Here is a 26,689-nt window from a genome sequence, read left to right as displayed (position 1 = left end):
CGTTGCTGTTCTTTGGCTTCGTCAGCCAAACGTTGCTTTTCTCTGGCTTCTTCGGCAAGGCGTTGCTGTTCTTTGGCTTCTTCGGCTAAACGTTGCTGTTCTTTGGCTTCGTCAGCCAAACGTTGTTTTTCTCTGGCTTCTTCGGCTAAACGTTGCTGTTCTTTGGCTTCTTCGGCAAGACGTTGTTTCTCTTTAGCTAGACGCTCTAGCTCCGCTTTGGCTTTATCAGCTTGCTCTTTGGCTAGGCGTTCTTTTTCTCTTGCTTCATCAACAAATTTTTGTTTTTCATTATTAAAATATTCATTACTGATTTCATCATTTTTCCAAATGACTTGGCGCCAATTATTATGTTTATCAGTAGATAAACCATAAATAATTCTTCCATCGTCAGTAATTGAATGAGCTTCAGAATCATTACCTTCGTCAAGGGTTCCTAAATCGTACATTTTTTCGTTTAAGTAAAGAAAGCCATGACGATGGAATATAATAAACGCTTCTGGGCCTCTTTTTGATGAATCCTTTGGGATTGTATCGTAATTATAATGATCCGTTTCAGACCATCCCACGATATATTTCCCATCAGTTGAGATATCCATAGCTCTTGCATTTCTAAATTGTGTTTCACCCGCCTTTTCAGAAAGGTTACCTATATTCTTCAGCTTATCGTTCGAAAAATCATAGAGCAGTGCATGGCTAAAAAGTGAAGAGGATTTTTTTATGCTATGAGGTAGTTTTATTTCATAATCAGCATGCCAAATTTCGCCCCAACCAACACTATAATTGCCATTTTCTGAAAAAGCAGTTAGTTTGGATGAACCAAAATCAGAGTAGCTCACTTCTTTTATTGGGCCTTCTTTTTTTGCAATAAAAGCTACTTTAGGATATCCAGCATCAATGAGTTGTTTTTTAGATAATTTTCTATTGAGTTGGCCAATAATTACCTGAGCATTATCACTTACTTTTTGGATATCAACATTTCTTTTCTTTATTTTATCTAAAAATGGAGGAGAGGTTATTTCTAAAAGTAAGCGGTCTTTTTCAGGGTGCTCTGGTAAATAATGGTTAATATTTTCAATGCTAAGGATAAAACTTTCTTTTTTAGCTATATCGTATATATGTAAATTTTTTTCTTTTTTTGAGGAATACAAAATAAAGTTACCATCTTTAGTAAGATGATGAATATTTATCTTATTATCTAGGATTGTAAATATATTATTTTTACTATTGTAGATAAAAGTATGACATAAAGGATAACCTGAGCAATTATCCATGTCATAAGTTATCTCAGTTAACTTTGATTTAGACGCTGTTGCATAACCAACAATAACTTCACCATTATAAGAGCTTCTATCTAGATAAAGGGTATCTAATCGTTCATCGCTCCCTTTATTTATTTTCTTCCGAGTTATGCCGCCATCTGTGCTGATAAATAATTCACTGGGCAGAATACTTTCATCAAAAAATGATGAATTTCTTATGTTGTAAGAAGGGTGCTCTTTTTGAATTTCATTATTTATATTATCTGCAAGAGTATTATACTTTAAAAGCGTATCATCATCTATGGCAGTATAAATATAGACACTTCCAAAGGAGGTAAATAGTCTCTGGTTATAAGTACCCTTATCTAATATTTTACCATGTCTATATTTAATCTCTTCATATTTCTTCTCGCGAAGTTGATAGTATTGGTTTGCATTATTTGAAATACTGAAAGGTTTATAAATTGAATTACCCATATCTTTTATATTATAATTAGCATGAGAATTAATTGGAAATATATATATTGAGTATGTTATCAATAATATTGACTTGTATTTTATTTTCATAGCAGGAGCCCATAAAGAGATTTTCTAAATGAGATTATCTTCTGAGTTAATTAAAGTCAAATAGATAAAATTATATAATTATTGCATCCAATAGGAGTAAGTTATTATATATTAATAAACATTTGGTATTTTAATTGAATTAATGTTTCTAGCTTTGAATTCATTCATTAAGGTAATAACTTCTTTTTGAGAAGTTGCACGCCAATTACTTGCCTCACCATAAACACCATGTTGATGAAATGCATTAATACGGATCAACACGGATTCACCAAGTGAATTAATAAACTGGGAAAGTAATTCGATATTCTCTAAATAATCTGTTTTTTCTGGAATATATAAAAGACGTAATTCTGTAAGCAAATTATTATTAGCTAACCATTTGATTGAATTTTTAATTCGTTGGTTACTACGTCCTGTTAAATAAATATGAGTATCTTCATTCCAACTTTTTAAATCAATCATAGCGCCATCCATAAAGGGGGCTATCTTTTGCCAGCCATTTAGGGAAAGAGTGCCATTACTATCAATTAAACACGTTAAATGTTGGAGGTCAGGTGCTTCCTTAATTGACTTAAAGTAATCAATTAAAAAAGGAAGTTGTAATGTAGATTCACCACCACTGACTGTTACACCATTAATAAATGCTGCATATTTACGTGTAATAGCCATTAACTCATCAACGGTATAGGTTAAGGTCATTGGGCTTGATTGATGTGGGCATTGCTGAATGCAGGTGTCACATTGTTCACAACTGGTACTATTCCAACTTATGACACCATTTTGTAATGAAAGTGCTTGCTGTGGGCAGGTAGGAATACAGTCGCCACAATTATCACAGATCCCCATCGTGTAGGGATTGTGACAATTCTTGCAGCGTAGATTACACCCTTGCAGAAAGATGGCCAGGCGATTGCCTGGACCATCCACACAAGAGAAGGGGAGTATCTTATTTATCGAAGCGCATCTGCTGTTCATGACTGATAACTCGTGGTTTACGTTCAGCAATATGACAATTTGCAGTGGCTTCATCACCTAACCAAGTGGTATTAAGACGAGAGCCTTCTTCTTTATATTTTTTCAAATCAGATAAGCGCACCATATAACCAGTCACACGGACAAGATCATTCCCACCCACATTGGCAGTAAATTCTCTTAATCCAGAAGAGAAAGCACCTAGGCAGAGTTGCATTAGGGCATCAGGGTTTTGTTTGATCGTTTCATCAACTGTTAAAATATCGCTGATCCCTGAGGTATAAAATTGATGATGAGGTGCAACCGTCATTAAATGGGTAACAGGATCGGGCTCTTTACCATAAGGAATACGAGTCGCAGGTGTTGTGCCAATATCTGAACTAATACCCGATTGAGCATGTAGCATAGCTCTGTGTTTCCAACCATATTTCACGGGTGTTTTGGTAACAAATTGGGCCAATTTTTCACTGATCATATAGCTAAGTTTGTTGGCAGATTCATTATCGCCATAAGCGACATTTTTACCTTCTTTTTCAAGTAAAAGTGCTACTGCTTCTGCCATGCCATAGATCCCAAACATAGGGGCAAAACGATCAGGTGAGATTAATCCTTCTTCAACTAAGAAACTCTGTTTAAAGAAGTTAGATTTTTCATAGAGAAACTCACAACGAGCATCAATGATCTCAATCTGTTTTTGCATATAAAAAGGCAATACATTATCAAGAAAATCGGGGCTATTTTGGCTACGCTGTGCAACCTCCTTGAGGTTTATACGCACTAAGGTGCTACCTCCACCACTTTGAGGCAAAGAGTTATAACAACTCACAATTCCGTATTCATCTTTGCCAAATACTGCATCTTGCAACGTACCATTAGCAATATGAGGTTTACTACTGTGGCAAATATTGGTGATAGCTTGGTGAAGTAAATCAGCAGGCGTTGATTTCGCATCATAAATAAACGTGAGATTAGGTGCGACTTGCTGAAGCTCAACATCCACTTTAAGAATGAGACGTGTAAGAACAGAGTCTTCTGGGCCAATATTGGCGTGCATAAAGGCATCTGGTAGCGTTCTATCAAGATAGCGCCAGAAGCGTTTTAATTTAGGGTAAAGCTGTTCTTCGGTGAGGTTGCCAACATAAGGCAGTAAGATTTTATCAATGCGGCCTAAGTAAACAGGCATAGAGGTTACAGAAGGAACATGATGATAAAGAATAGTCAGCATGTTTAAGGCATCGTCAAAATCTTGCGCAGGTTCTAGTTCTAAATAGCGAGAGCCTTGTGCTAAAAACTTCGCATAATCAGGTAAGACATAACGTGGTTTATAAGGGGCGTGACCTTCATACATATCACAGATAACCCGTTCATTAAGCGCTTTAGCTGCATCCTCAGGAAGTGAGGGATAAGGCAACATATTTTCAGCTTCTAAAGCGAGAAAATGACGTTTTTGTTCAGGGGAAAGGGTTGGGTTTTCTACGATTTGTTGACAACGTTGGATAACAGATTGTTCAGTCATAACCACCTCAGTACTCAAAGAGCCAGAAAAAGATTTAAAACTTATCTTTTTAGGTTAATGACTTGGTGAGAATTTACCGTGACTTTAAACAAAACCCCTTTAAAGATTAAGGAAATAGCACGAAAATACGTATAAATTAGATATATCTAATTTAAATTCTGGTTAGCTAGAAATAAAAAAAGTGAGTTCAGCTAATGAATAACTCAACCCACTTAGTGACTTCTCAATAAAATAAAAATTATGATTTTTCTATTTTATTTTCCGCGTCGTTATCTTCCTCAGTAGATCCTTTTTCTTCATTACTCTCGTTTTCTTCAGTCTCTTCTTTTTCAGTACGAGGCGGTAAATTGGCGGTTAATAAATAAGGAGATTGTTGCCAATGAACGGGGGTTAGTTGAAGAAGGTTATGAGAAAGCAAAAAGCCAATCGCAAGCGCAACCAATAACATGACACGTAATAAATTTGTTGTGTTATCGACTTGGCTTGATTCAGTGACAAGTTGATGAGTATCCAGCGTAAGCCTTAAAAAGCCTTTGGGTTTATCTTTACCCGGCACAGGCACAACGAGTTGGTGATTAAAAGAACCTCCACTTTTTTGCCCTTCTAGTGCTAATCGCTCTTTAACAGTGACATTTTCACCACTATGCGCTATTTGTGTACCATCTTCTAAATAAAGACTGGCATCAAGCACCCGACTATCGTGAGTCAGATGATTTAAATTAGCCATAATGAGGGGATTTACGTTATCTTTGCTACTGTCATCTATATAAGTGGATAAAGAGAACGCAACTTGTTCTGCCAGCGTTTTTGCAAGCTCTTCAAACTGAGTAATACGGGCGTGCTGATTTGCACGGCTAAAATAAGACGCGCCTTGCATAAGAAATGCCAATAGTGCGATACAAATCAGTATAATCGCCGTTTTTTGTAGTTTGAATTTTAGTTTGTCTTTAAGCATGTTCATCCTTTTGCGTAAGCAAGTATGTGCATGTTGCCAGATGAGCCAGAGATAGAATAGGCTGAATAACGATTATTTTGTTCAGACAGGGGAAAACAGGAGAATAAGTATGTCAAATAGTCTGACCTATTGCTATTTACCGGATGAAATCCGTAAATGGCCAGGTCTGCCGTTATCACTCAGTGGTGAAGAGGTAATGCCACTAGATTACCGAGCTGGAGATAGTGGGTGGTTACTTTATGGACGGGAACTTGATAAGAAAAGAATAAGTGAGTTCCAACATAAATTAGGTGTGGCAATCGTCGTGGTTTCTTCATGGCGCATTGATGATTACCAAGTTGTGCGTATTGCAGGCAGCCTAACTCGTCGGATACGCCGTTTATCCGATGAATGTGGCCTAGATGTCGTTCCACTAGGTGAAATTCCTCGTTTACGTTCTCCTGGGCTTTTAGTGATGGATATGGATTCAACGGCAATTCAAATTGAATGTATTGATGAAATCGCCAAACTAGCAGGAGTGGGGGATAAAGTTGCTGCGATAACAGAGCGAGCAATGCAAGGTGAAATGGATTTTAGTGAAAGCTTAAAACTGCGTGTTGCTGAACTTAAAGGTGCTGATGCTTCTATTTTACAAAAAGTGATGGACGATCTGCCTCTTATGCCGGGATTAACGAGCTTAGTACGAAAACTTCAGGCGATGGATTGGCATATTGCTATCGCATCTGGCGGTTTTACTTATTTTGCTGATAACTTAAAACAAAAATTACGTTTAGTGGCTGCTGTTGCTAATCATCTTGAAATTAAAGATGGCAAACTAACGGGTAAAGTTAAAGGCCCGATTGTTGATGCGAAATATAAAGCACAAGTCCTTGCACGTTTAGCTAAGGATTTAGAGATCCCAATAGAGCAAACCATTGCCATTGGGGATGGTGCAAACGATCTTAAAATGTTGAGAAAAGCAGGACTTGGCATTGCTTATCATGCAAAACCTAAAGTGTATGCTCAGGCGAAAGTGGCGATCCGCCACGCCGATCTAATGGGTGTATTGTGCATTTTAAGTGGTGGTTTAAAACACGAAGAGCGCTAAGGGTGTTTTTCTAAAATAGTTATTGTTAGGAGAGAAGTGTGGCAAAAGCAGCAAAAAGAGCCTTTGTATGTAACGAATGTGGTGCAGATTATCCTCGCTGGCAGGGACAATGTTCTGCTTGTCATGCGTGGAATACAATTACAGAAGTGCGCCTTGCTGCAGCCCCTTCTTCCCGCAACGAGCGTTTTAGTGGATTTGCAGGTGATGCAAAAGGTGTTAGCCGTGTTCAAAAATTATCAGAAATTAGCCTTGAAGCATTACCTCGATTTTCCACAGGGTTTAAAGAGTTTGACCGTGTACTAGGTGGTGGCGTTGTTCCCGGAAGTGCCATTTTAATTGGGGGAAGCCCTGGCGCAGGTAAAAGTACTTTATTGCTACAAACTATGTGCCGTTTAGCGACTGAAATGAAAACACTATATGTCACGGGTGAAGAGTCGCTACAACAAGTCGCTATGCGCGCTCACCGATTAGGTTTACCAACAGCAGAACTGAATATGTTGTCAGAAACCAGTATTGAACAGATTTGTTTAATTGCCTCACAAGAACAACCTAAATTAATGGTGATTGACTCTATTCAAGTGATGCATATGGCGGATATTCAATCTTCGCCAGGCAGTGTTGCTCAAGTCCGTGAAACAGCCGCTTATTTAACTCGTTTTGCTAAAACTAATGATGTTGCCATTATTATGGTAGGTCATGTAACAAAAGATGGCACATTGGCAGGGCCTAAAGTGCTGGAACACTGTATCGACTGCTCAGTTATGTTGGATGGTGAAACAGATTCTCGTTTTCGTACTTTACGTAGTCATAAAAACCGTTTTGGCGCCGTTAATGAATTAGGCGTTTTTGCCATGACAGAGCAGGGATTACGAGAGGTGAGCAATCCCTCTGCTATCTTTTTAAGTCGAGGTGATGAAATTACCTCTGGCAGTTCTGTGATGGTGGTGTGGGAAGGTACAAGACCTTTGCTGGTGGAAATCCAAGCGTTAGTTGACCATTCAATGTTGTCTAATCCACGGCGTGTTGCGGTGGGATTAGAGCAAAATCGCCTTGCTATTTTACTTGCCGTTTTACATCGACATGGCGGGTTACAAATGTCTGATCAAGACGTTTTTGTGAATGTAGTTGGTGGAGTAAAAGTCACTGAAACTAGTGCAGATTTAGCCTTGTTATTATCATTAGTATCAAGTTTTCGTAATCGTCCTTTACCGCGTGATTTAGTGATATTTGGTGAAGTGGGGCTTGCGGGAGAAATTCGACCTGTACCTAGTGGACAAGAGCGTATTGCAGAAGCAGCAAAACATGGATTTAAACGGGCAATTGTTCCGAGTGCAAATATGCCGAAAAAGAATCCCCCTGATATGAAAGTATATGGTGTGAAGAAGCTGTCAGATGCGTTATCTGTCCTTGATGATTTGGAAGATTTCTAAAGGAGAAAAGTATGGGCTCTTTTGATTATATCAAACAGGCTATCAGAAAAAATGGATATACTTTACAACAAGTTGCTGATGAAAGTGATATGACGAAAGGCTATCTTAGCCAATTGATTAATAATAAAATCAAGAGTCCCAGTGCTCAAAAGATGTCGGCATTACACCAATTTTTAGGGTTAGAATACCCAGTGAAAAAGAAAACTATCGGTGTGATTTTTGGCAAATTTTATCCTCTTCACACCGGACATATTTATTTAATTCAACGCGCTTGTAGTCAAGTCGATGAATTGCATGTCATTTTATGTCATGACGAGCCTCGTGATAAAAACCTCTTTATCAACAGTGCGATGTCACAACAACCTACGGTCAGTGATAGATTGCGCTGGTTATTACAAACCTTTAAATATCAAAAGAATATCCGTATTCATGAGTTTGATGAACATGGTATAGAGCCACAGCCTCATGGTTGGGAAATGTGGAGTGAAGGGATCAAAGCATTTTTGCGTGAAAAGCAGATAACCCCTGATTTTATCTATACCAGTGAACGGGAAGATGCGGATCAATATAATGCTTTCTTGGGTATTGAAACAGTTCTGATTGATCCTGAACGTTCATTTATGAATATCAGTGGCAGTCAAATCCGCCAAGCGCCTTTTAAATATTGGGAATATATTCCAACAGAAGTAAAACCCTTCTTTGTGCGCACAGTGGCGATTTTGGGTGGCGAATCCAGCGGTAAATCAACTTTAGTGAATAAGCTTGCTAATATTTTCAATACGACGAGTGCATGGGAATATGGTCGTGATTATGTGTTTTCTCACCTTGGTGGTGATGAAATGGCATTACAATATTCCGACTACGATAAAATTGCATTAGGGCATGCTCAATATATTGATTTTGCTGTTAAATATGCAAATAAAGTCGCTTTTGTTGATACGGATTTTGTCACAACGCAGGCATTCTGTTTGCGTTATGAAGGTAAAGAGCATCCCTTTGTTCAAGCTCTGATTGATGAATACCGTTTTGATTTAGTTATTTTGCTAGAAAATAATACGCCATGGGTAGCCGATGGCTTGCGTAGTTTAGGGAGTGATAAAGATCGTCGTCGTTTCCAAACCTTGCTAATGGAAATGCTCGATAAAAACAATATTGAGTATATCAAAGTTAACTCCCCTGATTATGACGAACGTTTCTTAAGTTGCGTTGAATTAGTCAGAGAATTATTGATGATGCAATCAAAGCATATTGAGTAAAAACATAAACATAAAACGCCTTAAGGGGCGTTTTTACATTTTAGAATAAAAATAATCACGGTTCTCAAAACTCAACGCTTTCCTCTCAGAGTAAATTCCTTTTATTTATTATTCTTTATCACTGATGCCCTATCAGAACAAAATCACTCACCAAAAGATAAAAATACATAAAAAAATCTGTCAAATAAGCTATCTACGTAATAATGCTATTTTTTTCAATAAGGTGAAAAAGGTTACTGAAAATTAATGTAGGGATCTCTATTATAGATAACAGGTATAGATTTATCGGTGTGTATTTCTTTTGCCATTAGGTGTGAGGAGTCACACTCTCTATCTTCATTCGCTCAGATGAAGAAGCAGACTATTTTTCGTAAAAGGACAAGATAATGGCGCAACCTTCCCGTGTTTCACTTCATATCAAGAAAACAGTCATTTCGTTAGCGATTGCTGCTTTAGGTTTTACCGTCTCATCAAATGCATTGGCTTATCAAAAAGTTCATCAACCTGATAATAGCTATCAGCAGTATGTCTCTCAGCGCCAAACGGTTGATAGTTTGATCCAAGATGCATTAGATGCCTTTAAGTCACCAGCACGTGTATCTGATGCTGGTTTTACGGGAAAACTGCCATCAAATATGGAAATTGTGGCACAAAAACTGCAACAAGCTTATAAATTAGAGCCTTACCGCCTCGATTTATTATTTAGTACTGCCAGCGCTTATATTTATAACAATGATGTTCCTCGCGCAATTACGATTTATAAACAGATTTTAGAAGCGGCTCCTGATGATATTGATGCGTTAATTTACGTCACTTCATGGACTCGTTTTGAAGGCCAAGACAAAGAGAGCGAAGCGTATTTCGCTAAATTGAAATCATTAAATCCGGCGAAAGCGGATGAACTCAAACGTTTCTTTGCTGAGATAGATCGTGTCAGCAAAATGCCGTTAAGTGATAAATTAACGCAAACAGATTTGGCAAAACTAAATAAAACTAAAGATAACAATGCGATCGTGACATTGGGTTATGCATTAAATCCTGATGGTACAATGAACAAAATCTTAATTGAACGTCTAAATAAAACCTTAGAAGTGGCTAAGCAATTACCTGAAGCCATGATTGTCGTTACGGGTGGTGTGCCTAAAGCACATCAAACAGAAGGTAAATTAATGGCGGATTGGTTGGTGAAAAACGGTATTGCACCAGAGCGTATTTTCCAAGAGAACTATGCACGTACAACCGTAGAGAATGCGTTATTTAGCCGCTATGCCTTAACCAAACATCGTATTAAAACAGCCGTTATTATTAGCTCTGGTAGTCATGTGCGTCGTGCCGATGCGATTTTCACGCTTGCAAGCTGGCAAAGTGGCCCAAGTGACATTACTTATCTAACAGTTGTTGCACCGGATAAGCCATTAGCTGAATTACAAAAGGCAAGTAAATCAGATATACAAGGTATCTATCGTGATGGCTTAAAAGCGCTAGGATTATGGAGCTTCCGTAGCTATCCATTAGAAGAGCGTTAATGGGGGCGTTTTAACGTTAATTAGCTTAGAAAAGAAGCCTCCTCAATAACAAAAATGATTGAGGAGGTTTTTATTATTTTTTACTGAGGTACTAAATTTATTATAAATTTGTACACGCTTAATTTTTATTGAATTGATAACAGTTATCATTACTATTGATTCTCACAATAGTTAATAATGAGAAATAAAGTGAGAATTCCTCTGATGATATGCGCATTGATGGCCTCTTTTCCCAGTTTTGCCAGTTGCTTAGTAGTAACTGAAAATAAAGGAATGACAGGTCAGTTTGATAACAATAATACGTTGTGTTTTACCGCTCATTTAGACAGCCAACGTTATGTTGAATTAAACGTAAAAGGGATACAAAATTTACGGCTAGAGAAACAAGATGGCACTCATATTCGTAGCTTGTTAAAGGATATTCCCTCTGATGGGCAACAGAAAGTACGCTTTCTATTACCTGAAACGACAAATTATCAATTGGTTGCACAAGGTGAAGTTAAAAAACAATGGCAATTCACGCTAACAACACAGCCTTATCAACCGTTAGATAAAGATGCAGGTATTGCACCAATAAGCCCCCGTTTACAAATACTCGCCAAACAACTTGATCAACCAAATATTCAGGCATTTTGGCAACAAATACATCAGGAAGGTGCTCCTCTGATTGAGCCTTATGATAATGATAAAAAGCGAGTGACTTTTTTATGGCGAGGCGCAAAAAAGAATGTCTATTTGTTGGGATCACCCGATGGTAATCATGATCCATTAACGCATTTAGCCAATAGCGATATTTGGTATCGTAGTTATATCGTGCCTAACGACACATTAATGCAATATAAATTAGCGCCTGATGTGCCTGTTATTGAGAATGCAGAACCCTTTGAGCAACGTCGCGCGATCTTAACCACAGCACAAGCCGATCCGTTTAATTCCCAAAATTCTCCAAATCAGTCTGAGGATATCTATAATCACTTTTCGCTATTGTCGTTAGACAGTAAACGTGAATGCCAATTGCCCGATATTCTTGATAGAACAATGAAAGGTAAGACGGAGATTGTTCGTTTTCACAGTGAGATCTTAAATAATGATCGCGAAATTGCACTTTATCTGCCAGCCCAAAAAATGGAAATACCACGGATCTTGGTCTTATTTGATGGTCAAGCTTATCATCGTCAATATGGTATTGATCGGTTTTTTGATAAACAGATTGAGGAAGGTAAATTGGCACCTATGATGATCTTATTTGTTGATAGCATTGATAGCGATCGCCGTAGTGTTGAATTACCGCCAAACCCTGATTTTTACCGTTTCTTAGCAGATGAACTATTTGTTTGGCTAGAAAAAGAGAAGGGTATTCACGTATCTGGAGAGGAAACGATAGTATCAGGCTCAAGTTATGGCGGATTAGCGTCTTCATGGGTCGCATTCAATCGTCCTGATCGTTTTGGTAAAGTGCTGAGTATGTCTGGCTCTTATTGGTGGGCACCTGAAAATGAAGAGCCAGAATGGCTTATTCGACAATTTGAGCAAGCAGATAAAAAGCCATTGCAGTTTTTCTTAGAAGCTGGGCTATTTGAAAGTCGTGGTGATAAAGGGGGGATTTTAAATAATAATCGTCACCTTAAGCAGGTTTTAGAGCAAAAAGGCTATCCTGTTAAATCACTCGAAATGGCCAGCGGACATGATTATATCTCTTGGTGTGAAACCCTGTATTTGGGGGCTAAAGCATTAACACAAGAAAATTAATATTTTAAAATCCGATCTCAATACAAGAGAAGCTTATACACGCATTCGCGGTATAAGCTTTTGTTTGTCATTAACTTGTCATAAAGCTGTCATCGAAATCACTTTTACTCTTCATTTCTCTGTCATTTAACTGCCGTAAGCTTTTCCTGACTTAAAACATTAATCCTGTTTTTTTACTTTAGAGTGCAAGGAAAAAGCTATGTCTCATCGTTACCAACGTTCTATTTTATCCGTTATTGTAACAACGCTATTGGCTGGTGCGAGTTTCTCTTCTTTTGCAGCTCCCGTTGCTGCTGATGCAATTTTGGCACAAGATCGCGCAGCAAAAGGTAATATCACGGAATTTGGCGGTGCTCGCCGTATGACTCAGGATCAAACTGAGGCATTAAAAGCTGCTTTACATAATAACCAAGCGAAAAATGTGATCCTCTTTATTGGTGATGGTATGGGGGATTCTGAAATCACTGTTGCGCGTAACTACGCGGAAGGTGCAGGTGGTTTCTTTAAAGGTATCGATGCCTTACCTATTACGGGTCAATACACACACTATGCCTTAGATAGAAAAACACAAAAACCTAACTATGTAACAGACTCCGCCGCTTCTGCGACAGCATGGGCTTCGGGTGTGAAAACCTATAATGGTGCGTTAGGAATTGATGTGTTTGGTAAGGATCACCAAACTATTTTGGAATTAGCAAAAGCCAATGGAAAGGCAACAGGGAACGTAACAACGTCGGAAATTCAAGATGCGACACCTGCGGCACTGTTCTCGCATGTGACGGGACGTAAATGCTATGGCCCCGTTGAGACTTTAGAAAAATGCTCAACAAACGCATTAGAAAATGGCGGTAGAGGCTCTATCTCTGAGCAGCTTTTAGTGACTCGAGCAGACGTTACATTAGGGGGCGGAGCGAAAAGTTTTGCTCAAACTGCGGCTGCGGGTGAGTACAAAGGTAAAACGTTAGAACAGCAAGCGATTGAACGTGGTTATCAAATCGTTAAGGATGCAAAATCACTGGATGCGATTACGCTGGCAAACCAAGATAAACCAGTATTAGGTTTGTTCCACGAGGGCAATATGGCCGTGGCGTGGGAAGGCCCTAAAGCGACATATCATGGTAATTTGAACAATCCACCATTAGAGTGCAAACCTAACTCTAAACTCGATCCAAATGCGCCAACACTAGCACAAATGACCAAAAAAGCGATTGACTTACTGAAGACCAATGAAAAAGGTTTTTTCTTACAAGTCGAAAGTGCCTCTATTGATAAGCAAGATCATAATGCTAATCCTTGCGGACAAATCGGTGAAACTGTTGCATTAGATGAAGCCGTACAAATCGGCTTAGATTTCGCTAAGCAAAATGGTGATACTCTGATTATCGTAACAGCTGACCATGCCCATTCAAGCCAAATTATTGAAGCGGATGTGAAATCAAGTGGGTTAACACAAGCGCTTATCACTAAAGATGGTGCAGTAATGGTGGTGAATTACGGTAACTCAGAAGAAGTATCCCAAGAACATACAGGGGCTCAGTTACGTGTTGCTGCTTATGGTCCACACGCTGCCAATGTGGTTGGGTTAACTGACCAAACAGACTTGTTCTTCACAATGCGTGATGCGATGGGTCTGAAATAAATTCAAGCTGAATTTATAGTCTGTCTGAACTTGTAGTCGAATTGCCTTACTAAATTGTTGTATTTTCGCGCGACTTAGAGAGATACCCTCTGGTCGCGTTTTTTTATTAATAATTTAGTCCATTTAAAATAAAATGATAATAAATCAATAGGTTATTTACAGGCTGATTTTGAAAGTTACACATTCTCTGCTATAATTAACAGAATTTATAAATTAATCTATGTAATATTCTCAATTTCTCCATTGATTATTGCACTTAAGTTGCAATATCTTTTTGTCTAATAACTCTTCAAGTTATTAAGGCATTACCCGTAAAAAATCTTTTCTCAGATAGATTATCTGCTCGTGGTCTTTCTCTTTTTTATGAGATTGAAGGAGAACAGAGTCAAACAAACGACGATAAAAATAAGGTTATTCTTTTTATGCTGACACTGCTTCATTTACTCTCATCAGTTGCGCTTCTTGTTTGGGGAACACATATTGTTCGTACAGGCATTATGCGTGTCTTTGGTTCTGATTTACGCCGAGTTTTAGGTAAAAGTATTAATAAGAAATCCAACGCCTTCCTTGCAGGGGTTGGGGTAACGGCATTAGTCCAAAGCAGTAATGCGACGGCACTTTTGGTTATCTCTTTTGTGACGCAAGGGCTGATTTCGATTACACCGGCACTGGTTATTATGTTAGGTGCAGATGTGGGTACTGCACTTATGGCGCGAGTGCTAACTTTTGATCTCTCTTGGTTATCTCCACTGCTTATTCTCGTCGGGGTGATCACTTTTCTAAGCCGTAAAAAAGAGCGTGTCGGGCAATTAGGGCGTGTAGGAATTGGCCTTGGTTTAATTATTCTCGCTTTGCAACTTATCGTGACATCCGCAGAGCCAATTACCCATGCCAGTGCGGTACAAGCTATCTTCACTTCATTAAGTGGAGATACTGTTTTAGCACTTCTCGTGGGTGCTTTATTTGCGATGGTAAGCTACTCAAGTCTTGCTGCGGTGTTATTAACTGCAACATTAAGTGCAACTGGGCTAATGCCTTTATACATCAGTTTATGCATTGTGATTGGTTCTAATATTGGTAGTGGTTTGTTGGCGTTAATGAGTAGCCGAGGGCAAAGTGTTGTTTCACGCCAAGTAGTACTAGGAAGTCTATTTTTTAAATTGATTGGTGCGCTATTGGTTTTACCTTGGATAACCATTATTGCAAATAAAATTCAGCAATATGGATTTTCACCGGCTGAAGTCGTTATCTATTTTCATGTTATTTATAATCTAGCTCGCTGTATTTTGATGATCCCTTTTGTTGGCATAATGGCGAAACTATGTCAGCGGCTTATTCCTGAATTACCAGCTACTGAATCTGAAATGGCACCTCGGTATTTAGATCAATCTGCTATTGATACGCCTTCTTTAGCTATCGCTAATGCGGTTAGAGAATCACTACGATTAGGTGATGTTGTCGAACAAATGTTGCAACGATTTACTGCATTAATGGAAGGTGATCGTCAGCAGAAAAGGGAAATTATCCAGTTAGAAGAAGAGGTCGAATTACTCCACAGCAGCATTAAATTGTATATGGCACAAATTCAACAGCATGATCTAGGAACTGAAGATTCTCGACGTTGGGCTGAAATTATTGATACAGCGATGAATTTACAACAATCATCCGCTATCATTACGCGTATGTCGGCTGAAGTGGTGAGTAAAGGTTTAAATCATCACTTATTTTTATCGGAGGAAGGACGTCGTGAATTACAGACACTCCTTGAGCGTCTGCAAAGTAATCTGAATCTGGCGATGTCGGTATTTGTTTCCGGCAACATGGAACATGCTCGAAAATTACGTCGAGCAAAACATCGTTTCCGTTTACTCAACCAGCGTTACTCGTTTGCTCATGTAGAACGTCTTCATTTGCATAATATGCAAAGTATTGAAACCAGTTCTCTGCATACCAGTTTGCTCGGTGATATGAAACGGTTGAATTCCTTATTCTGTGCAGTGGCTTATCACGCATTAGAACGAAGTGAATCATCATCAGAACAGGTTAATCTTTAATAATGAAAAACAATATTCGTCAATTAACAAGAAATGAAATTCCACAAGTGTGGGAAATTGATAGAACTGAGCTTATTGAAAAGCTATATGTATTAAAAGAAGGAACGTTGCATTTATCAGAACAACGCTTTGATATGAAAGGTTGGCCAGAAGGTGAGGCAGAGCATTATACTCCTGTTTTGCTGAAAAGTTTTGACCGAGGAGCACCTTTCTGGGGGGTTTTTAAACAAGGTCAATTGGTTGCAGCTGCGAGTGTTGATCCACAAAAACGTGGTCAAAATGGTACTTTACTTCAACTCTCTTTTTTACATGTTAGCCACCAGCAACGTGGGCAAGGTTTAGCACGAATATTATTTGATTATTGTGTGGAATATGCGAAGAAAAGAGGGGGCGGTGGATTATATATCTCATCAACACCTTCTGAAAATAGTGTGAATTTTTATCAGCATTTAGGGTGTCGTTTAGTAGATATTCCTGATCCTGAACTTTATGAAAGAGAGCCTGAAGATATTCATTTAGTCTTTCATTTTATCAATCAAAATAACGCTTAGTTTCGTTTATTGACCACGACAACAACATAATAAAATTGAACGTCTTATCGTGAAAATGGTAAGACGTTTTTTATTTATTATACTGGAATATACACATAACCCTTTAAAAAATAAGGATATAAAATAAGTTTTTTCCTTTATATAAGTTGATTTAGTATAGATGTTATATATAATAATGAAAATCATTATCATTAATGGTGGTTATTATGGCTAAACCAACACGTATATCTCCAGTGACATCTTGGACATCTCGCATTAGTTTATGGGAAATGTTGACTGTTTCTTCCTTGCTAACAGTGATCACGCATTCTATTGCAGGAACATCTGCCTTTACACTGGTTTTAGTGGTTTCAATGCTGTTATCCACCTTGATGCTGTTTCATAAAAAATTACAGATGTGGGTGATGATCCCCGCAGGTGTTGTATTGACCTACAGTTTGATGACACTTTTAGTCGTATATTATGGATAGAGAATATTCGATGTGTAATTGGAGGGGTATTATCACAAGGCGAAAAAAGGGTTATTGAGTGGTGCGAAGAGGGGGACTTGAACCCCCACGTCCGTAAGAACACTAACACCTGAAGCTAGCGCGTCTACCAATTCCGCCATCCTCGCAGTCTTACTCAATTAATTTTACTCTGGATATTGTCTGTTTGGTGCGAAAGGGGGGACTTGAACCCCCACGTCCGTAAGGACACTAACACCTGAAGCTAGCGCGTCTACCAATTCCGCCACTCTCGCATTCAGACAGGAAGCGAATTTTATGCCTTTTATTTTTGGCGTCAATTATTTTTTATCAATAAATTATCTTGGTGATGAAAAATAAAACACCTTGAATTATTACTTAAAATCAGCCCCAAAAATAAAGCCCTGTTTTAGATAACAGGGCTTGTGATTAGTCTTTCTTGGTTGCTTGGTAAACTTTGAATTTACCTGTTGATGCAAGTACTTCGTGAGAGCCAAATACATGATCCAAAATATCTGGATAAGGGATAAACGAATTAGCCACAATGCGCAATTTACCACCTCTTTTCAGATAGTTTGGAGCAAGACGAATAATATCTTCAGCAGCGGTATAGCTTGTGCCTAAACCATCATGGAAAGGAGGGTTTGAGATTATCCAATCATAAGTTTCTTCAACCGCTGAATAGACATTACTTGCAATCACTCGACCTTCTAATTCATTCACGTTTAAGGTGGCGATACTAGAAGAAATTGCTGCCGCATTCACATCACACAGTGTCAGTTTCAACATTGGGTTTTTCTTACCGAGTACAGTGGCAAGTACACCACAGCCGCATGCCATATCCAGCAAATCGCCAACCATTGCATCATCAAAAGTTGAAAGTAATAAACGGCTACCCTCATCTAATGCGTTTTGGCTAAAGACACCCGGTAATGCCATTACAGTAAGATCATCATGGCGATAAGTTTGCCACCAGTTATTACGGTCAAACAGTGTTTGATATGTTTGAGTACCAAAAAATAAGCTACAACGGCGTGCTGAATCTATTTTTTTAAGTTTAGCGATACCGTTCATTAATTCAGTGGCACTTTTAACACCGCTACGGTTTTCACCGACGATAAAGATTTCAGTACCCACTTGTAAGTTAGAGCAAAGGCTACGCAGTTGGAAAGTGGCTTCGTTTTTATTTTTAGGCCAAAAATAGATCAAGGTATTGCAATATTTCACAAAGGACTGATCTGCAACTAAACCGAAGAGTGCGTTATCACCCATTGATTTTAGTAATGGTAGCCACTGGTGATATTGGTTGGTGTATGCTCTGACACTTTTCGCCTGAATCTGTGCTGCGAAAGTATCTTGAAGATCACCTGCAATAAGTACATGCCTGTCTGCGAAATGATCTAGGTGACGAAGAATAACTTCGCTAGCAGGGGACAGTGAGGACATTATGATTATTACTCCTTAAAAAACATGAGACGCATGATATCAGATATAAAGAAACCGACGCTATTTATTGGCGTAGTTTATGCCCTCTGATACTATGTACCGTTGTTCTACACTTGATAGGTAAGCATAATGAGCCGTAAAGACAGAATGTTATCCCAACTTGGAATTCGTCAGTGGGTACTTCGTAAGCCTGCTGTGTTAAAAGGCGAGCATTCTGTTCAATTTCCGGATACAACACGTTTACTTATCATTACTGATGATACCGTTGATCTAAATAACGGGCTTTTCTCTGATATTTTTAGCGCCATGGGGATAGATAAAGACGAAATCTATTGTATTACAACAGATGATGTGAGCATGCTCACAGAATCATTTGATCTTCCCTGCTGGTTATTAGGCACTGATCTCATACTTCCCTCTGAATATATTTCTCTGAGAAGCCCTTCATTACATCAGTTATATTTTGATGCTGATGCAAAACGCGATCTTTGGAAACAAATCTATCAATATGAAGACCATTTCACTCTTAAACCCTGCTGATTTACCTTTAGCATGGCAAATTGAAAAATTAAGTCATTCATTCCCTTGGAGTGAAGAAACATTTTATAGTAACCAAGGAAGTCATTATTTTAATCTGAAAATTTGCATTGATAATATTATTGTAGGTTTCGCAATTACGCAATTAATATTAGATGAGGCAACACTTTTTAATATTGCAATCCATCCTGATTATCAGGGGAAAGGTTACGGTAAAGCACTTTTATTAGAACTGATTGAAACGCTTGAGAAAAAAAATATCACCACCCTGTGGTTAGAGGTGAGGGAATCTAATGAAAAAGCGTTCAATCTCTATGAATCTATAGGATTTAATTTCGTTTCAAAACGCAAAAACTATTATCCAACAAAGACAGGGAATGAAGATGCGATTATCATGGCTTATCCTATTTCTTTCTAATTAAATCTTTATTTAAGTTAAATTTAAAACGCCTTCTATTAGGCGTTTTTTTTATTTTATTTGAAGTATGAAGATTTTATTTTTTATTAATTGTATTTAAAATTTATCTTTATTTTTACTTAATGTAAATTTATCAAGTTAATTTCACTTTTGTCATTGTTTAATTTTAAAACGTTAGGTGATTATAACAGTGTTAAAAAGGTGAATGGTATTTAAAATAAGTAAATTGAATATTTATTTTTGTTTTAAATAAAGTGATTAGTCTCTAAATATAGACAAAATTAAATCTAAATGAAGGTGTGTTTATTTAGGAACTTATATTCAATCCCGATTTTAACCGAAAATAAATAGGCTAATTCAGGGCTTTATTAGTAACTCATAAAGTCAGTTTGTAAAATTTTTAGCAAAATAAGTATCTTGAGAGAATCAATGAAAACAGCGTTACCTTATAAAGCAATCGGCACGATTAATTTTTTCAAACACTAGGCATCACTCCCTCAAGCAGATAAAATAGTAACCATTGATTGTTTATACAGACAAGATAGGCGAAAATAAGCGCCAATTAAGATTAACTTACGGGTTGAATGTCTTTATAGTCACTTTAATTATTACTTATAGCAATATATCAGTGCCTTACATTCTCTCGTCTATCAACTAGAAGATCACCATTGATGTCTAATCCTATTTTTCAGCAAGAAGTTGCTCGTCGTAGAACTTTTGCTATTATTTCCCACCCCGATGCGGGTAAAACAACCATCACTGAAAAAGTGTTGTTATTCGGACAAGCAATTCAACGTGCAGGAACCGTAAAAGGCCGTGGTTCAAATCAGCATGCAAAATCTGACTGGATGGAAATGGAAAAACAACGTGGTATTTCTATTACAACCTCAGTCATGCAGTTCCCTTATGCAGATTGCTTAGTTAACTTATTAGATACCCCAGGGCACGAAGACTTCTCTGAAGATACTTATCGTACTTTAACCGCAGTTGACTGCTGTTTAATGGTAATTGACTCCTCTAAAGGGGTTGAAGATCGTACTCGTAAGTTAATGGAAGTAACGCGTCTACGTGATACACCAATTCTGACTTTTATGAATAAACTCGACCGTGATATTCGTGACCCAATGGAAGTCATGGATGAAGTCGAAACAGAATTAAAAATTGCGTGTAGCCCTGTGACTTGGCCTATTGGTTGCGGAAAACTTTTTAAAGGGGTTTATCACATTCTTAAAGATGAAACTTATCTTTATCAAACAGGCCAAGGTCATACTATTCAGGATTCTCGCGTTATTAAAGGGTTAGATAACCCAGAGCTTGATGAAGCTATTGGTGATGATTTAGCAAGCCAATTACGTGATGAATTAGAGTTAGTATTAGGTGCATCTCATGAATTTGATCATGAAGCATTCTTAGCTGGCGAATTAACTCCAGTGTTCTTTGGTACTGCATTAGGTAACTTTGGTGTTAATCATATGCTTGATGGCCTTGTAAAATGGGCGCCAGCACCAATGCCTCGTCAAACTGATATGCGTGAAGTTACCGCTTCTGAAGAAACGTTCACGGGTTTCGTCTTTAAGATCCAAGCCAATATGGATCCTAAACATCGCGACCGTGTTGCATTCCTGCGCGTTGTATCTGGTATGTATGATAAAGGCATGAAGTTACACCAAGTCCGAATCAAAAAAGATGTGGTGATTTCTGATGCATTAACCTTTATGGCCGGCGATCGTTCTCACGTTGAACATGCTTATCCAGGGGATATTATCGGCCTTCATAACCACGGTACAATCCAAATTGGTGATACTTTCACTCAAGGTGAAATTCTGAAATTTACCGGTATTCCAAACTTTGCGCCTGAGCTATTCCGTCGTATTCGTTTACGTGATCCGTTGAAACAGAAACAGTTACTTAAAGGATTGGTACAGTTATCAGAAGAAGGTGCTGTACAGGTCTTTAGACCACTGGCAAATAACGATTTAATCGTAGGGGCAGTGGGTGTACTTCAGTTTGATGTGGTTGTTGCAAGACTTAAGAGTGAATATAACGTTGAAGCGATTTATGAATCTGTTAACGTTTCAACAGCTCGCTGGGTTGAGTGTAATAACGAGAAAAAACTCGAAGAGTTTAAACGTAAAAATGAACAAAACTTGGCACTTGATGGCGGCGATAACTTAACTTATATCGCACCAACAATGGTCAACTTGAATTTAACGCGTGAGCGTTATCCTGATGTTGAGTTTCATCAGACGCGTGAACACTGATACTCGTCATACTTCAAGGTGTAGCGTTGTTGACGGCGTTCATTCGCATTAGTCACATACTTATGTATGCTCCTAGCGACTTATTCACTTGTCGCCTAGCTACATCTTGAATTATTTAGAGTATCTACTCTTCTGCTTCAAGGTGTAGCGTTGTTGACGGCGTTCATTCGCACTAGTCACATACTTATGTATGCTCCTAGCGACTTATTCACTTGTCGCCTAGCTACATCTTGAATTATTTAGAGTATTTAACTTAATGAAAAGGTTATGTTTTTTTAATATGGTCTTTTTTTGTTTCTTAGCTTTTTTTATTAAATCTACTCTGCATATCTCTAATATCCTGCCAAAAAGCCCTTCTTCATTTGGAATTACTCTCTTTTTTTTCTGTTAATATTATGCTCGTTTTTATACTTATTTATAAATATATGTAAAATTTTTTATAGTTTTATTTGTTATTATTAGAATAAAATTATTAGGATTAGTCTTTATTTGTTATTTTTTACTTTATTTAACTCAAATAGCTTATTAGTGTAATAGCTTGGATTGTTAAAATTTTGTAGTACTTCATAAAAATACAGATATTAAAATACACATATTTCCTATCGCAGTTATTGTGATTAGGGGGAGAGCAATGAAACAATATAAAACGCTGAAATTAGCGTTAGTAATGTCAATGGGCTTGGCTTTTGTCAGTATGGGCGCATCAGCTGAAACATCGTGGTATAGCGAAATTAATAACAGTGGGAATAACACGGGGTATTATTTAAGTGATACTTCCATCTCGAACAAAATTAAAGATACGCTATTACCAATGCAAGATATTGATAGTGATAATATTTCTATTCGCACTGAGTTTGGACATGTTTTTCTTTCAGGTTTTGTTGATAGTAAAGCGCAAGAAGAAAAAATCTTACAAATTATTGAAAAAATTGAAGGTGTTAAAAGCGTAGATTCAGATGTAAATATCAAATCATAAAGATGATTTTCTTTTATATTCGTCATATTTTAAGAAGATATTGTCTGATTTATTTGTATGAATACGTAAAAATAATGACGTCAAAAAAATGTGCGGGTATCCTTTGATAAGTTGTATAAAGGAGACATTATGGGGAAGTATATACCTGTCACATTAAATAATATTACTGCACTCGAATTTCAATCCTCACTACCACAAGGCAAAGTCGCTTTAGTTTGTGAAGGCGGAGGTCAACGTGGGATCTTTACTGCGGGTGTCCTTGATGAATTTATGCGATCACAATTTGATCCCTTTGATATTTTACTTGGGGTGTCTGCGGGGGCGCAAAATTTATCTGCTTTTGCCTGTGGTCAGCGTGGATATGCACGTAAAATTATTAATCGTTATACAACTAATAATCAATTTTTTAATCCCCTTCGCTTTGTCCGCGGTGGTAATTTACTGGATCTTGATTGGTATATAGACACAACAGCCAAAGAAATGCCGCTTGATATGCCAACAGCGCTACGTCGTTTTGATACGGGGCGTGAATTTTATATGGTGGCAAGTCGTTCTGATAATTTTCAGGCAAATTATTTTCAACCCGATGAACCGACTTGGCTTGAGATAATCAAAGCATCCAGTGCTATTCCTGCTTTTTATCGTAATGGTGTCTTATTTCATGATGTTGTTTATCATGATGGTGGGATTAGCGATGCTATTCCTGTGAGAGAAGCTTATCGACGTGGCGGCCGTACTATCGTCGTCGTTCGTACTGTTCCTTCTGAATATCAATACACAACAGAATGGGTTGAGCGCATGGGAAAATGGTTTGAAAATAGCCGTTTACAGCGCTTTATGGAGATGGCACAAGTGCATATCGAAACCTATACCGAGACAATTAAATTTATCCAATCTCCCCCAGAAGATGTTGTGGTTATTGAAATATATCCACCAACGACATTGCAATCTAGCGCGTTAGGAAGTCGTTTAAGTGCACTAAATCATGATTATCATGTGGGCAGACGTTGTGGGCGCTATTTTCTGGCAACAATTGGTCAGCACTTTTCTAAGAAAAAATTCAAGCAGCATGATAAAAAAGTCTTTAGTTTGTTTGAACAAGAAGCGAAGGCTGATAAAGCAGAGAATACTTCTATTATTCAACAAGGAACTCGCAGCGTACATCCTGACGCGAGGCAGATTCAGAATGAATAAATTTATTGATACTCACTGCCATTTTGATTTCCCAGTTTTTTATGATGATATTGCCAACAGCTTATCGTTAGCGCATCAAGCTCGTGTTGAAAAAATAATTATTCCTGCCGTTGCCCGTTGGAATTTTGATGTTGTTGCTGAGCTCGCTAATCATCACCATCAACTATATTGTGCTTTAGGATTACACCCTTTATATATTGAAGAGCATGCTGAACAGCACTTATTGGCGTTAGAACAGAAATTAAAAACAGTTTCTCGTTGTGTTGCCATTGGAGAAATTGGGCTTGATGATTATATGGAAAACCCTCAGCCAGAGAAGCAAGAGGCGTTTTTAATTGCACAGCTTAAGTTAGCAATTAAATTTGATTTGCCCGTGATCCTGCATTCGCGTAAAACCCACGATAAGCTAAGTGCACTTTTACGCCGTTATGATGTGCCTCGCAAAGGGGTGATTCATGGTTTTGCCGGAAGTCTGCAACAGGCAGAAAAGTTTATTCAGCTAGGCTATTTTATTGGTGTTGGTGGAACCATTACTTATGAGCGAGCACAAAAAACTCGCCGTGCAATTGCCTCGTTACCGCTAGAATATCTGTTATTAGAAACAGATGCTCCTGATATGCCTGTAAGTGGTTTTCAAGGTGAACCTAATCGCCCAGAACGTATTCAGAACGTTTTTTCCCAACTCTGTGAGCTGCGTCAAGGATCACCGGAGGTGATCGCAGAGCAACTCTATCTCAATAGCCTACAATTATTTGGGCTCAACAATATTACCTAGTGCTTGAATGAAAATGCGGTTTATCTAAAGGTTAAAAACTCCCCTTATTTTAATCTTATTAATATGAATAGGGCGTTTGTTTATTCCCTCGATTTAAGATTGAAAATACGGTTTGTTAATCCCAAGAGTATTTTTTCTAATTAGCCTGTTCAACAAATGCGTTTTCTTTCTTATTTGTGTGATCAACCTCTCATTTGTGACTTTTGTGTTACTTTTTTCAGACTCTATTTGTGATGGATATTGAGGGTTCTTTTCTTAGACTAGGTATAATTATCTGGCAAAAAGAGTCAATAAGCTCTGGCAAGGGCATTATTGATAATCCATTAAATTTTTATGTGAACAGGGATCCTTCAATGCAACTCATTATGAGCTTGGTCGGAATGGCAACATTAATATTGATAGCTATTCTGTTTTCCAGCAATCGACGTGCAATTAGACTACGTACAGTTGGTGGCGCATTCCTTATTCAGATTGGCTTAGGTGCCTTTGTTCTTTATTCCGACGGTGGTCGCGAGGTGCTTCTTGCGATTTCTGATGGTGTAAAGAATGTTATTGATTACGGCAATAATGGGATGAGCTTTCTATTCGCAGGCTTAGTATCCGATAAAATGTTCGAGTTGTTTGGTGGTGGCGGTTTCGTATTCGCCCTACGCGTACTGCCTGTTATCGTGTTTTTCTCTTCACTCATTGCAGTGCTGTATTACCTCGGCATTATGCAAATAGTTATTAAAATTCTCGGTGGTGGCTTACAAAAAGTACTTGGTACATCACGAACAGAATCTATGTCTGCAACTGCAAATATTTTCGTTGGACAAACCGAAGCTCCGCTTGTTGTTCGCCCTTATATCGCAAGAATGACAACTTCAGAGCTCTTTGCGGTTATGTGTGGTGGTTTAGCCTCTGTTGCGGGTTCAGTACTTGCTGGATACGCGAGTATGGGCGTACCGTTGGAGTATCTGATCACAGCATCCTTTATGGCGGCTCCTGGTGGTTTACTCTTTGCTAAATTGCTGATCCCTGAAACAGAAACACCAGATGATCAAAAAGATGCATTTGATAAAATGGCGGATGACGAAAAACCTGCCAATATTATCGATGCTGCTGCTGCGGGTGCCTCTTCAGGTTTACAGCTTGCTCTTAACGTCGGTGCTATGTTACTTGCCTTCGTTGCATTAATTGCATTAGTTAATGGTATTCTCGGTGGCATTGGTGGCTGGTTTGGTTATGAGAATTTCTCATTAGAACTAGTGCTAGGCTGGGTGTTTGCACCTATTGCCTTCCTGATTGGTGTACCTTGGAGTGAAGCAACCATTGCAGGCTCATTTATTGGACAAAAAATTGTTATCAATGAGTTCTATGCTTACTCTGAATTTAGTAAATACCTAAAAGAAGATGCATTAGTTGCAGGTTCTGGATTAGTGGTGTTATCTGCTCAAACGAAGGTTATTATCTCCTTTGCATTATGTGGTTTTGCTAACCTCTCTTCTGTTGCTGTGCTGCTAGGTGGTTTAGGTGGAATGGCGCCAAACCGTCGTAAAGATGTGGCTCGTTTAGGAATGAAAGCCGTGTTAGCTGGTACACTCTCTAACTTAATGAGTGCAACGATTGCAGGATTCTTCTTTGCATTAACGGCAATGGCAGTTGTTGCTGCTTAATTGATTTTTATTGTGAAGAGCAGATGGGTTTTGCCTATCTGCTCTTTTATGTTTGTTTTCTGTTGTAATGTTAACTACTTTTATTGTGTGAGACATTTCGCAATTTGTATTGAGTCGGGTCAATAGCAATATCATTTGATATTGCTCACGCTTTTTTTGCGTTATAAAGACGACTTAAAGGCGCTATTCGAGTAACATTAAACCAGAAAATGACCTAATTGTGATACCTATCACATTTTTATGTTATTGTTTGCAAGTTGCATTTAATTAGTGTGACGTAAAGCACATCTAATTGTTCCTTAGCGTGTTCAAATAAGATGTGCTGAAACTTCATGGAATGGCGAAGGCTCAATGACGGGTCGCCGAAGTGAGCATAGCGCGGTGAGAGGGAGCTCAGCT

20 protein-coding genes, 2 tRNA genes and 1 pseudogene are annotated in these 26,689 nt (G+C 38.2%); 16 read left to right on the top strand and 7 right to left on the bottom strand.

The genetic code is table 11. The features are described from left to right. The 4 genes and pseudogenes from C0T34_RS11095 to C0T34_RS11080 all read right to left on the bottom strand — a co-directional run. Positions 1 to 1,826 (bottom strand): annotated as a pseudogene (locus C0T34_RS11095) (hypothetical protein); the annotation flags it as partial. A 111-nt stretch (positions 1,827 to 1,937) separates the two neighbouring features. Further along, entirely contained in the window at positions 1,938 to 2,801 is an 864-nt protein-coding gene (locus C0T34_RS11090; protein WP_109850178.1) for a YjjW family glycine radical enzyme activase, read from the bottom strand. Beyond that, entirely contained in the window at positions 2,773 to 4,314 is a 1,542-nt protein-coding gene (locus C0T34_RS11085) for a YjjI family glycine radical enzyme (RefSeq protein WP_109850177.1), read from the bottom strand. Before C0T34_RS11085 ends, C0T34_RS11090 begins: the two co-directional genes overlap by 29 nt. 238 nt (positions 4,315 to 4,552) lie before the next feature. Further along, positions 4,553 to 5,269 carry a YtjB family periplasmic protein gene (locus C0T34_RS11080; RefSeq protein ID WP_098941880.1) on the bottom strand — a complete coding sequence of 239 codons (717 nt, stop codon included), beginning with the start codon at positions 5,267 to 5,269 and terminating at the stop codon, positions 4,553 to 4,555. Positions 5,270 to 5,378: 109 nt separating this feature from the next. Here C0T34_RS11080 and serB point away from each other — a divergent pair, with 109 nt between their 5' ends. The 9 genes from serB (at position 5,379) to C0T34_RS11035 (ending at position 17,031) form a co-directional block, all read left to right on the top strand. Then, entirely contained in the window at positions 5,379 to 6,356 is a 978-nt protein-coding gene (serB, locus tag C0T34_RS11075) for a phosphoserine phosphatase (protein ID WP_075672712.1), read from the top strand. Positions 6,357 to 6,394: 38 nt separating this feature from the next. Continuing rightward, the gene (gene radA / locus C0T34_RS11070; RefSeq protein WP_075672711.1) at positions 6,395 to 7,786 is read left to right on the top strand and encodes a DNA repair protein RadA; all 1,392 of its coding nucleotides are present in this window, start codon (positions 6,395 to 6,397) and stop codon (positions 7,784 to 7,786) included. Between the two features lie 11 nt (positions 7,787 to 7,797). Next, positions 7,798 to 9,042 (top strand): multifunctional transcriptional regulator/nicotinamide-nucleotide adenylyltransferase/ribosylnicotinamide kinase NadR, encoded by a 1,245-nt coding sequence (nadR, locus tag C0T34_RS11065; protein WP_098941881.1) that lies wholly within the window; start codon positions 7,798 to 7,800, stop codon positions 9,040 to 9,042. Between the two features lie 386 nt (positions 9,043 to 9,428). Then, positions 9,429 to 10,568, top strand: a complete 1,140-nt coding sequence (locus C0T34_RS11060; RefSeq protein ID WP_109850176.1) for an ElyC/SanA/YdcF family protein — start codon at positions 9,429 to 9,431, stop codon at positions 10,566 to 10,568. Positions 10,569 to 10,787: 219 nt separating this feature from the next. Continuing rightward, positions 10,788 to 12,317 carry an alpha/beta hydrolase-fold protein gene (locus C0T34_RS11055; protein WP_226892348.1) on the top strand — a complete coding sequence of 510 codons (1,530 nt, stop codon included), beginning with the start codon at positions 10,788 to 10,790 and terminating at the stop codon, positions 12,315 to 12,317. A 199-nt stretch (positions 12,318 to 12,516) separates the two neighbouring features. Beyond that, entirely contained in the window at positions 12,517 to 13,956 is a 1,440-nt protein-coding gene (gene phoA / locus C0T34_RS11050; RefSeq protein WP_109850175.1) for an alkaline phosphatase, read from the top strand. A gap of 422 nt (positions 13,957 to 14,378) precedes the next feature. Beyond that, positions 14,379 to 16,010, top strand: coding sequence for a Na/Pi cotransporter family protein (locus C0T34_RS11045; RefSeq protein WP_109850174.1), 1,632 nt, complete (start codon positions 14,379 to 14,381; stop codon positions 16,008 to 16,010). A 2-nt stretch (positions 16,011 to 16,012) separates the two neighbouring features. Then, a complete protein-coding gene (locus tag C0T34_RS11040) occupies positions 16,013 to 16,561 on the top strand; it encodes a GNAT family N-acetyltransferase (RefSeq protein ID WP_109850173.1) in 549 nt (182 codons plus the stop codon). Between the two features lie 206 nt (positions 16,562 to 16,767). Continuing rightward, positions 16,768 to 17,031 (top strand): DUF1435 family protein, encoded by a 264-nt coding sequence (locus C0T34_RS11035; RefSeq protein ID WP_098941886.1) that lies wholly within the window; start codon positions 16,768 to 16,770, stop codon positions 17,029 to 17,031. Between the two features lie 59 nt (positions 17,032 to 17,090). Here C0T34_RS11035 and C0T34_RS11030 read toward each other — a convergent pair. The 3 genes from C0T34_RS11030 to rsmC all read right to left on the bottom strand — a co-directional run bounded on the left by C0T34_RS11030 (position 17,091) and on the right by rsmC (position 18,474). Beyond that, positions 17,091 to 17,177, bottom strand: a tRNA-Leu gene (locus C0T34_RS11030). 39 nt (positions 17,178 to 17,216) lie between these two features. After that, a tRNA-Leu gene (locus C0T34_RS11025) sits at positions 17,217 to 17,303 on the bottom strand. Positions 17,304 to 17,457: 154 nt separating this feature from the next. Beyond that, positions 17,458 to 18,474 (bottom strand): 16S rRNA (guanine(1207)-N(2))-methyltransferase RsmC, encoded by a 1,017-nt coding sequence (gene rsmC, locus C0T34_RS11020; RefSeq protein WP_075672705.1) that lies wholly within the window; start codon positions 18,472 to 18,474, stop codon positions 17,458 to 17,460. A 129-nt stretch (positions 18,475 to 18,603) separates the two neighbouring features. Between rsmC and C0T34_RS11015 the strand changes: the two genes are divergently transcribed. From C0T34_RS11015 to C0T34_RS10985, 7 genes are all read left to right on the top strand, one after another. Next, positions 18,604 to 19,014, top strand: coding sequence for a DNA polymerase III subunit psi (locus C0T34_RS11015; protein WP_098941887.1), 411 nt, complete (start codon positions 18,604 to 18,606; stop codon positions 19,012 to 19,014). Further along, positions 18,983 to 19,429, top strand: a complete 447-nt coding sequence (gene rimI, locus C0T34_RS11010; protein WP_023582914.1) for a ribosomal protein S18-alanine N-acetyltransferase — start codon at positions 18,983 to 18,985, stop codon at positions 19,427 to 19,429. The genes C0T34_RS11015 and rimI overlap by 32 nt, the downstream gene beginning before the upstream one ends. A gap of 671 nt (positions 19,430 to 20,100) precedes the next feature. Continuing rightward, positions 20,101 to 21,690, top strand: a complete 1,590-nt coding sequence (gene prfC / locus C0T34_RS11005; protein WP_098941888.1) for a peptide chain release factor 3 — start codon at positions 20,101 to 20,103, stop codon at positions 21,688 to 21,690. A 631-nt stretch (positions 21,691 to 22,321) separates the two neighbouring features. Then, positions 22,322 to 22,666 carry a BON domain-containing protein gene (locus tag C0T34_RS11000; RefSeq protein ID WP_098941889.1) on the top strand — a complete coding sequence of 115 codons (345 nt, stop codon included), beginning with the start codon at positions 22,322 to 22,324 and terminating at the stop codon, positions 22,664 to 22,666. Positions 22,667 to 22,795: 129 nt separating this feature from the next. Then, on the top strand, positions 22,796 to 23,860 hold the full coding sequence (locus tag C0T34_RS10995; RefSeq protein ID WP_098941890.1) for a DUF6363 domain-containing protein: 1,065 nt from the start codon (positions 22,796 to 22,798) through the stop codon (positions 23,858 to 23,860). Continuing rightward, a complete protein-coding gene (locus C0T34_RS10990) occupies positions 23,853 to 24,635 on the top strand; it encodes a TatD family hydrolase (protein ID WP_098941891.1) in 783 nt (260 codons plus the stop codon). Before C0T34_RS10995 ends, C0T34_RS10990 begins: the two co-directional genes overlap by 8 nt. Before the next feature lie 353 nt (positions 24,636 to 24,988). After that, the gene (locus C0T34_RS10985; protein ID WP_098941892.1) at positions 24,989 to 26,290 is read left to right on the top strand and encodes a NupC/NupG family nucleoside CNT transporter; all 1,302 of its coding nucleotides are present in this window, start codon (positions 24,989 to 24,991) and stop codon (positions 26,288 to 26,290) included. Positions 26,291 to 26,689 lie beyond the last annotated feature (399 nt).

Origin of the sequence: Proteus sp. CA142267, assembly GCF_003336825.1 — a bacterium.
Taxonomy (GTDB): Bacteria; Pseudomonadota; Gammaproteobacteria; order Enterobacterales; family Enterobacteriaceae; genus Proteus; species Proteus terrae.
The sequence above is the reverse complement of the archived record's forward strand: the minus strand, read 5'-3'. Positions and strand labels throughout refer to the sequence as shown.

Bases quoted from the DNA above. Each gene is read 5' to 3' on its own strand.
- C0T34_RS11090 (WP_109850178.1), bottom strand. From the start codon at position 2,801: ATGAACAGCAGATGCGCTTCGATAAATAAGATACTCCCCTTCTCTTGT.
- C0T34_RS11085 (WP_109850177.1), bottom strand. From the start codon at position 4,314: ATGACTGAACAATCTGTTATCCAACGTTGTCAACAAATCGTAGAAAAC.
- C0T34_RS11080 (WP_098941880.1), bottom strand. From the start codon at position 5,269: ATGCTTAAAGACAAACTAAAATTCAAACTACAAAAAACGGCGATTATA.
- serB (WP_075672712.1), top strand. From the start codon at position 5,379: ATGTCAAATAGTCTGACCTATTGCTATTTACCGGATGAAATCCGTAAA.
- nadR (WP_098941881.1), top strand. From the start codon at position 7,798: ATGGGCTCTTTTGATTATATCAAACAGGCTATCAGAAAAAATGGATAT.
- C0T34_RS11060 (WP_109850176.1), top strand. From the start codon at position 9,429: ATGGCGCAACCTTCCCGTGTTTCACTTCATATCAAGAAAACAGTCATT.
- C0T34_RS11055 (WP_226892348.1), top strand. From the start codon at position 10,788: ATGGCCTCTTTTCCCAGTTTTGCCAGTTGCTTAGTAGTAACTGAAAAT.
- phoA (WP_109850175.1), top strand. From the start codon at position 12,517: ATGTCTCATCGTTACCAACGTTCTATTTTATCCGTTATTGTAACAACG.
- C0T34_RS11045 (WP_109850174.1), top strand. From the start codon at position 14,379: ATGCTGACACTGCTTCATTTACTCTCATCAGTTGCGCTTCTTGTTTGG.
- C0T34_RS11040 (WP_109850173.1), top strand. From the start codon at position 16,013: ATGAAAAACAATATTCGTCAATTAACAAGAAATGAAATTCCACAAGTG.
- C0T34_RS11035 (WP_098941886.1), top strand. From the start codon at position 16,768: ATGGCTAAACCAACACGTATATCTCCAGTGACATCTTGGACATCTCGC.
- rsmC (WP_075672705.1), bottom strand. From the start codon at position 18,474: ATGTCCTCACTGTCCCCTGCTAGCGAAGTTATTCTTCGTCACCTAGAT.
- C0T34_RS11015 (WP_098941887.1), top strand. From the start codon at position 18,604: ATGAGCCGTAAAGACAGAATGTTATCCCAACTTGGAATTCGTCAGTGG.
- rimI (WP_023582914.1), top strand. From the start codon at position 18,983: ATGAAGACCATTTCACTCTTAAACCCTGCTGATTTACCTTTAGCATGG.
- prfC (WP_098941888.1), top strand. From the start codon at position 20,101: ATGTCTAATCCTATTTTTCAGCAAGAAGTTGCTCGTCGTAGAACTTTT.
- C0T34_RS11000 (WP_098941889.1), top strand. From the start codon at position 22,322: ATGAAACAATATAAAACGCTGAAATTAGCGTTAGTAATGTCAATGGGC.
- C0T34_RS10995 (WP_098941890.1), top strand. From the start codon at position 22,796: ATGGGGAAGTATATACCTGTCACATTAAATAATATTACTGCACTCGAA.
- C0T34_RS10990 (WP_098941891.1), top strand. From the start codon at position 23,853: ATGAATAAATTTATTGATACTCACTGCCATTTTGATTTCCCAGTTTTT.
- C0T34_RS10985 (WP_098941892.1), top strand. From the start codon at position 24,989: ATGCAACTCATTATGAGCTTGGTCGGAATGGCAACATTAATATTGATA.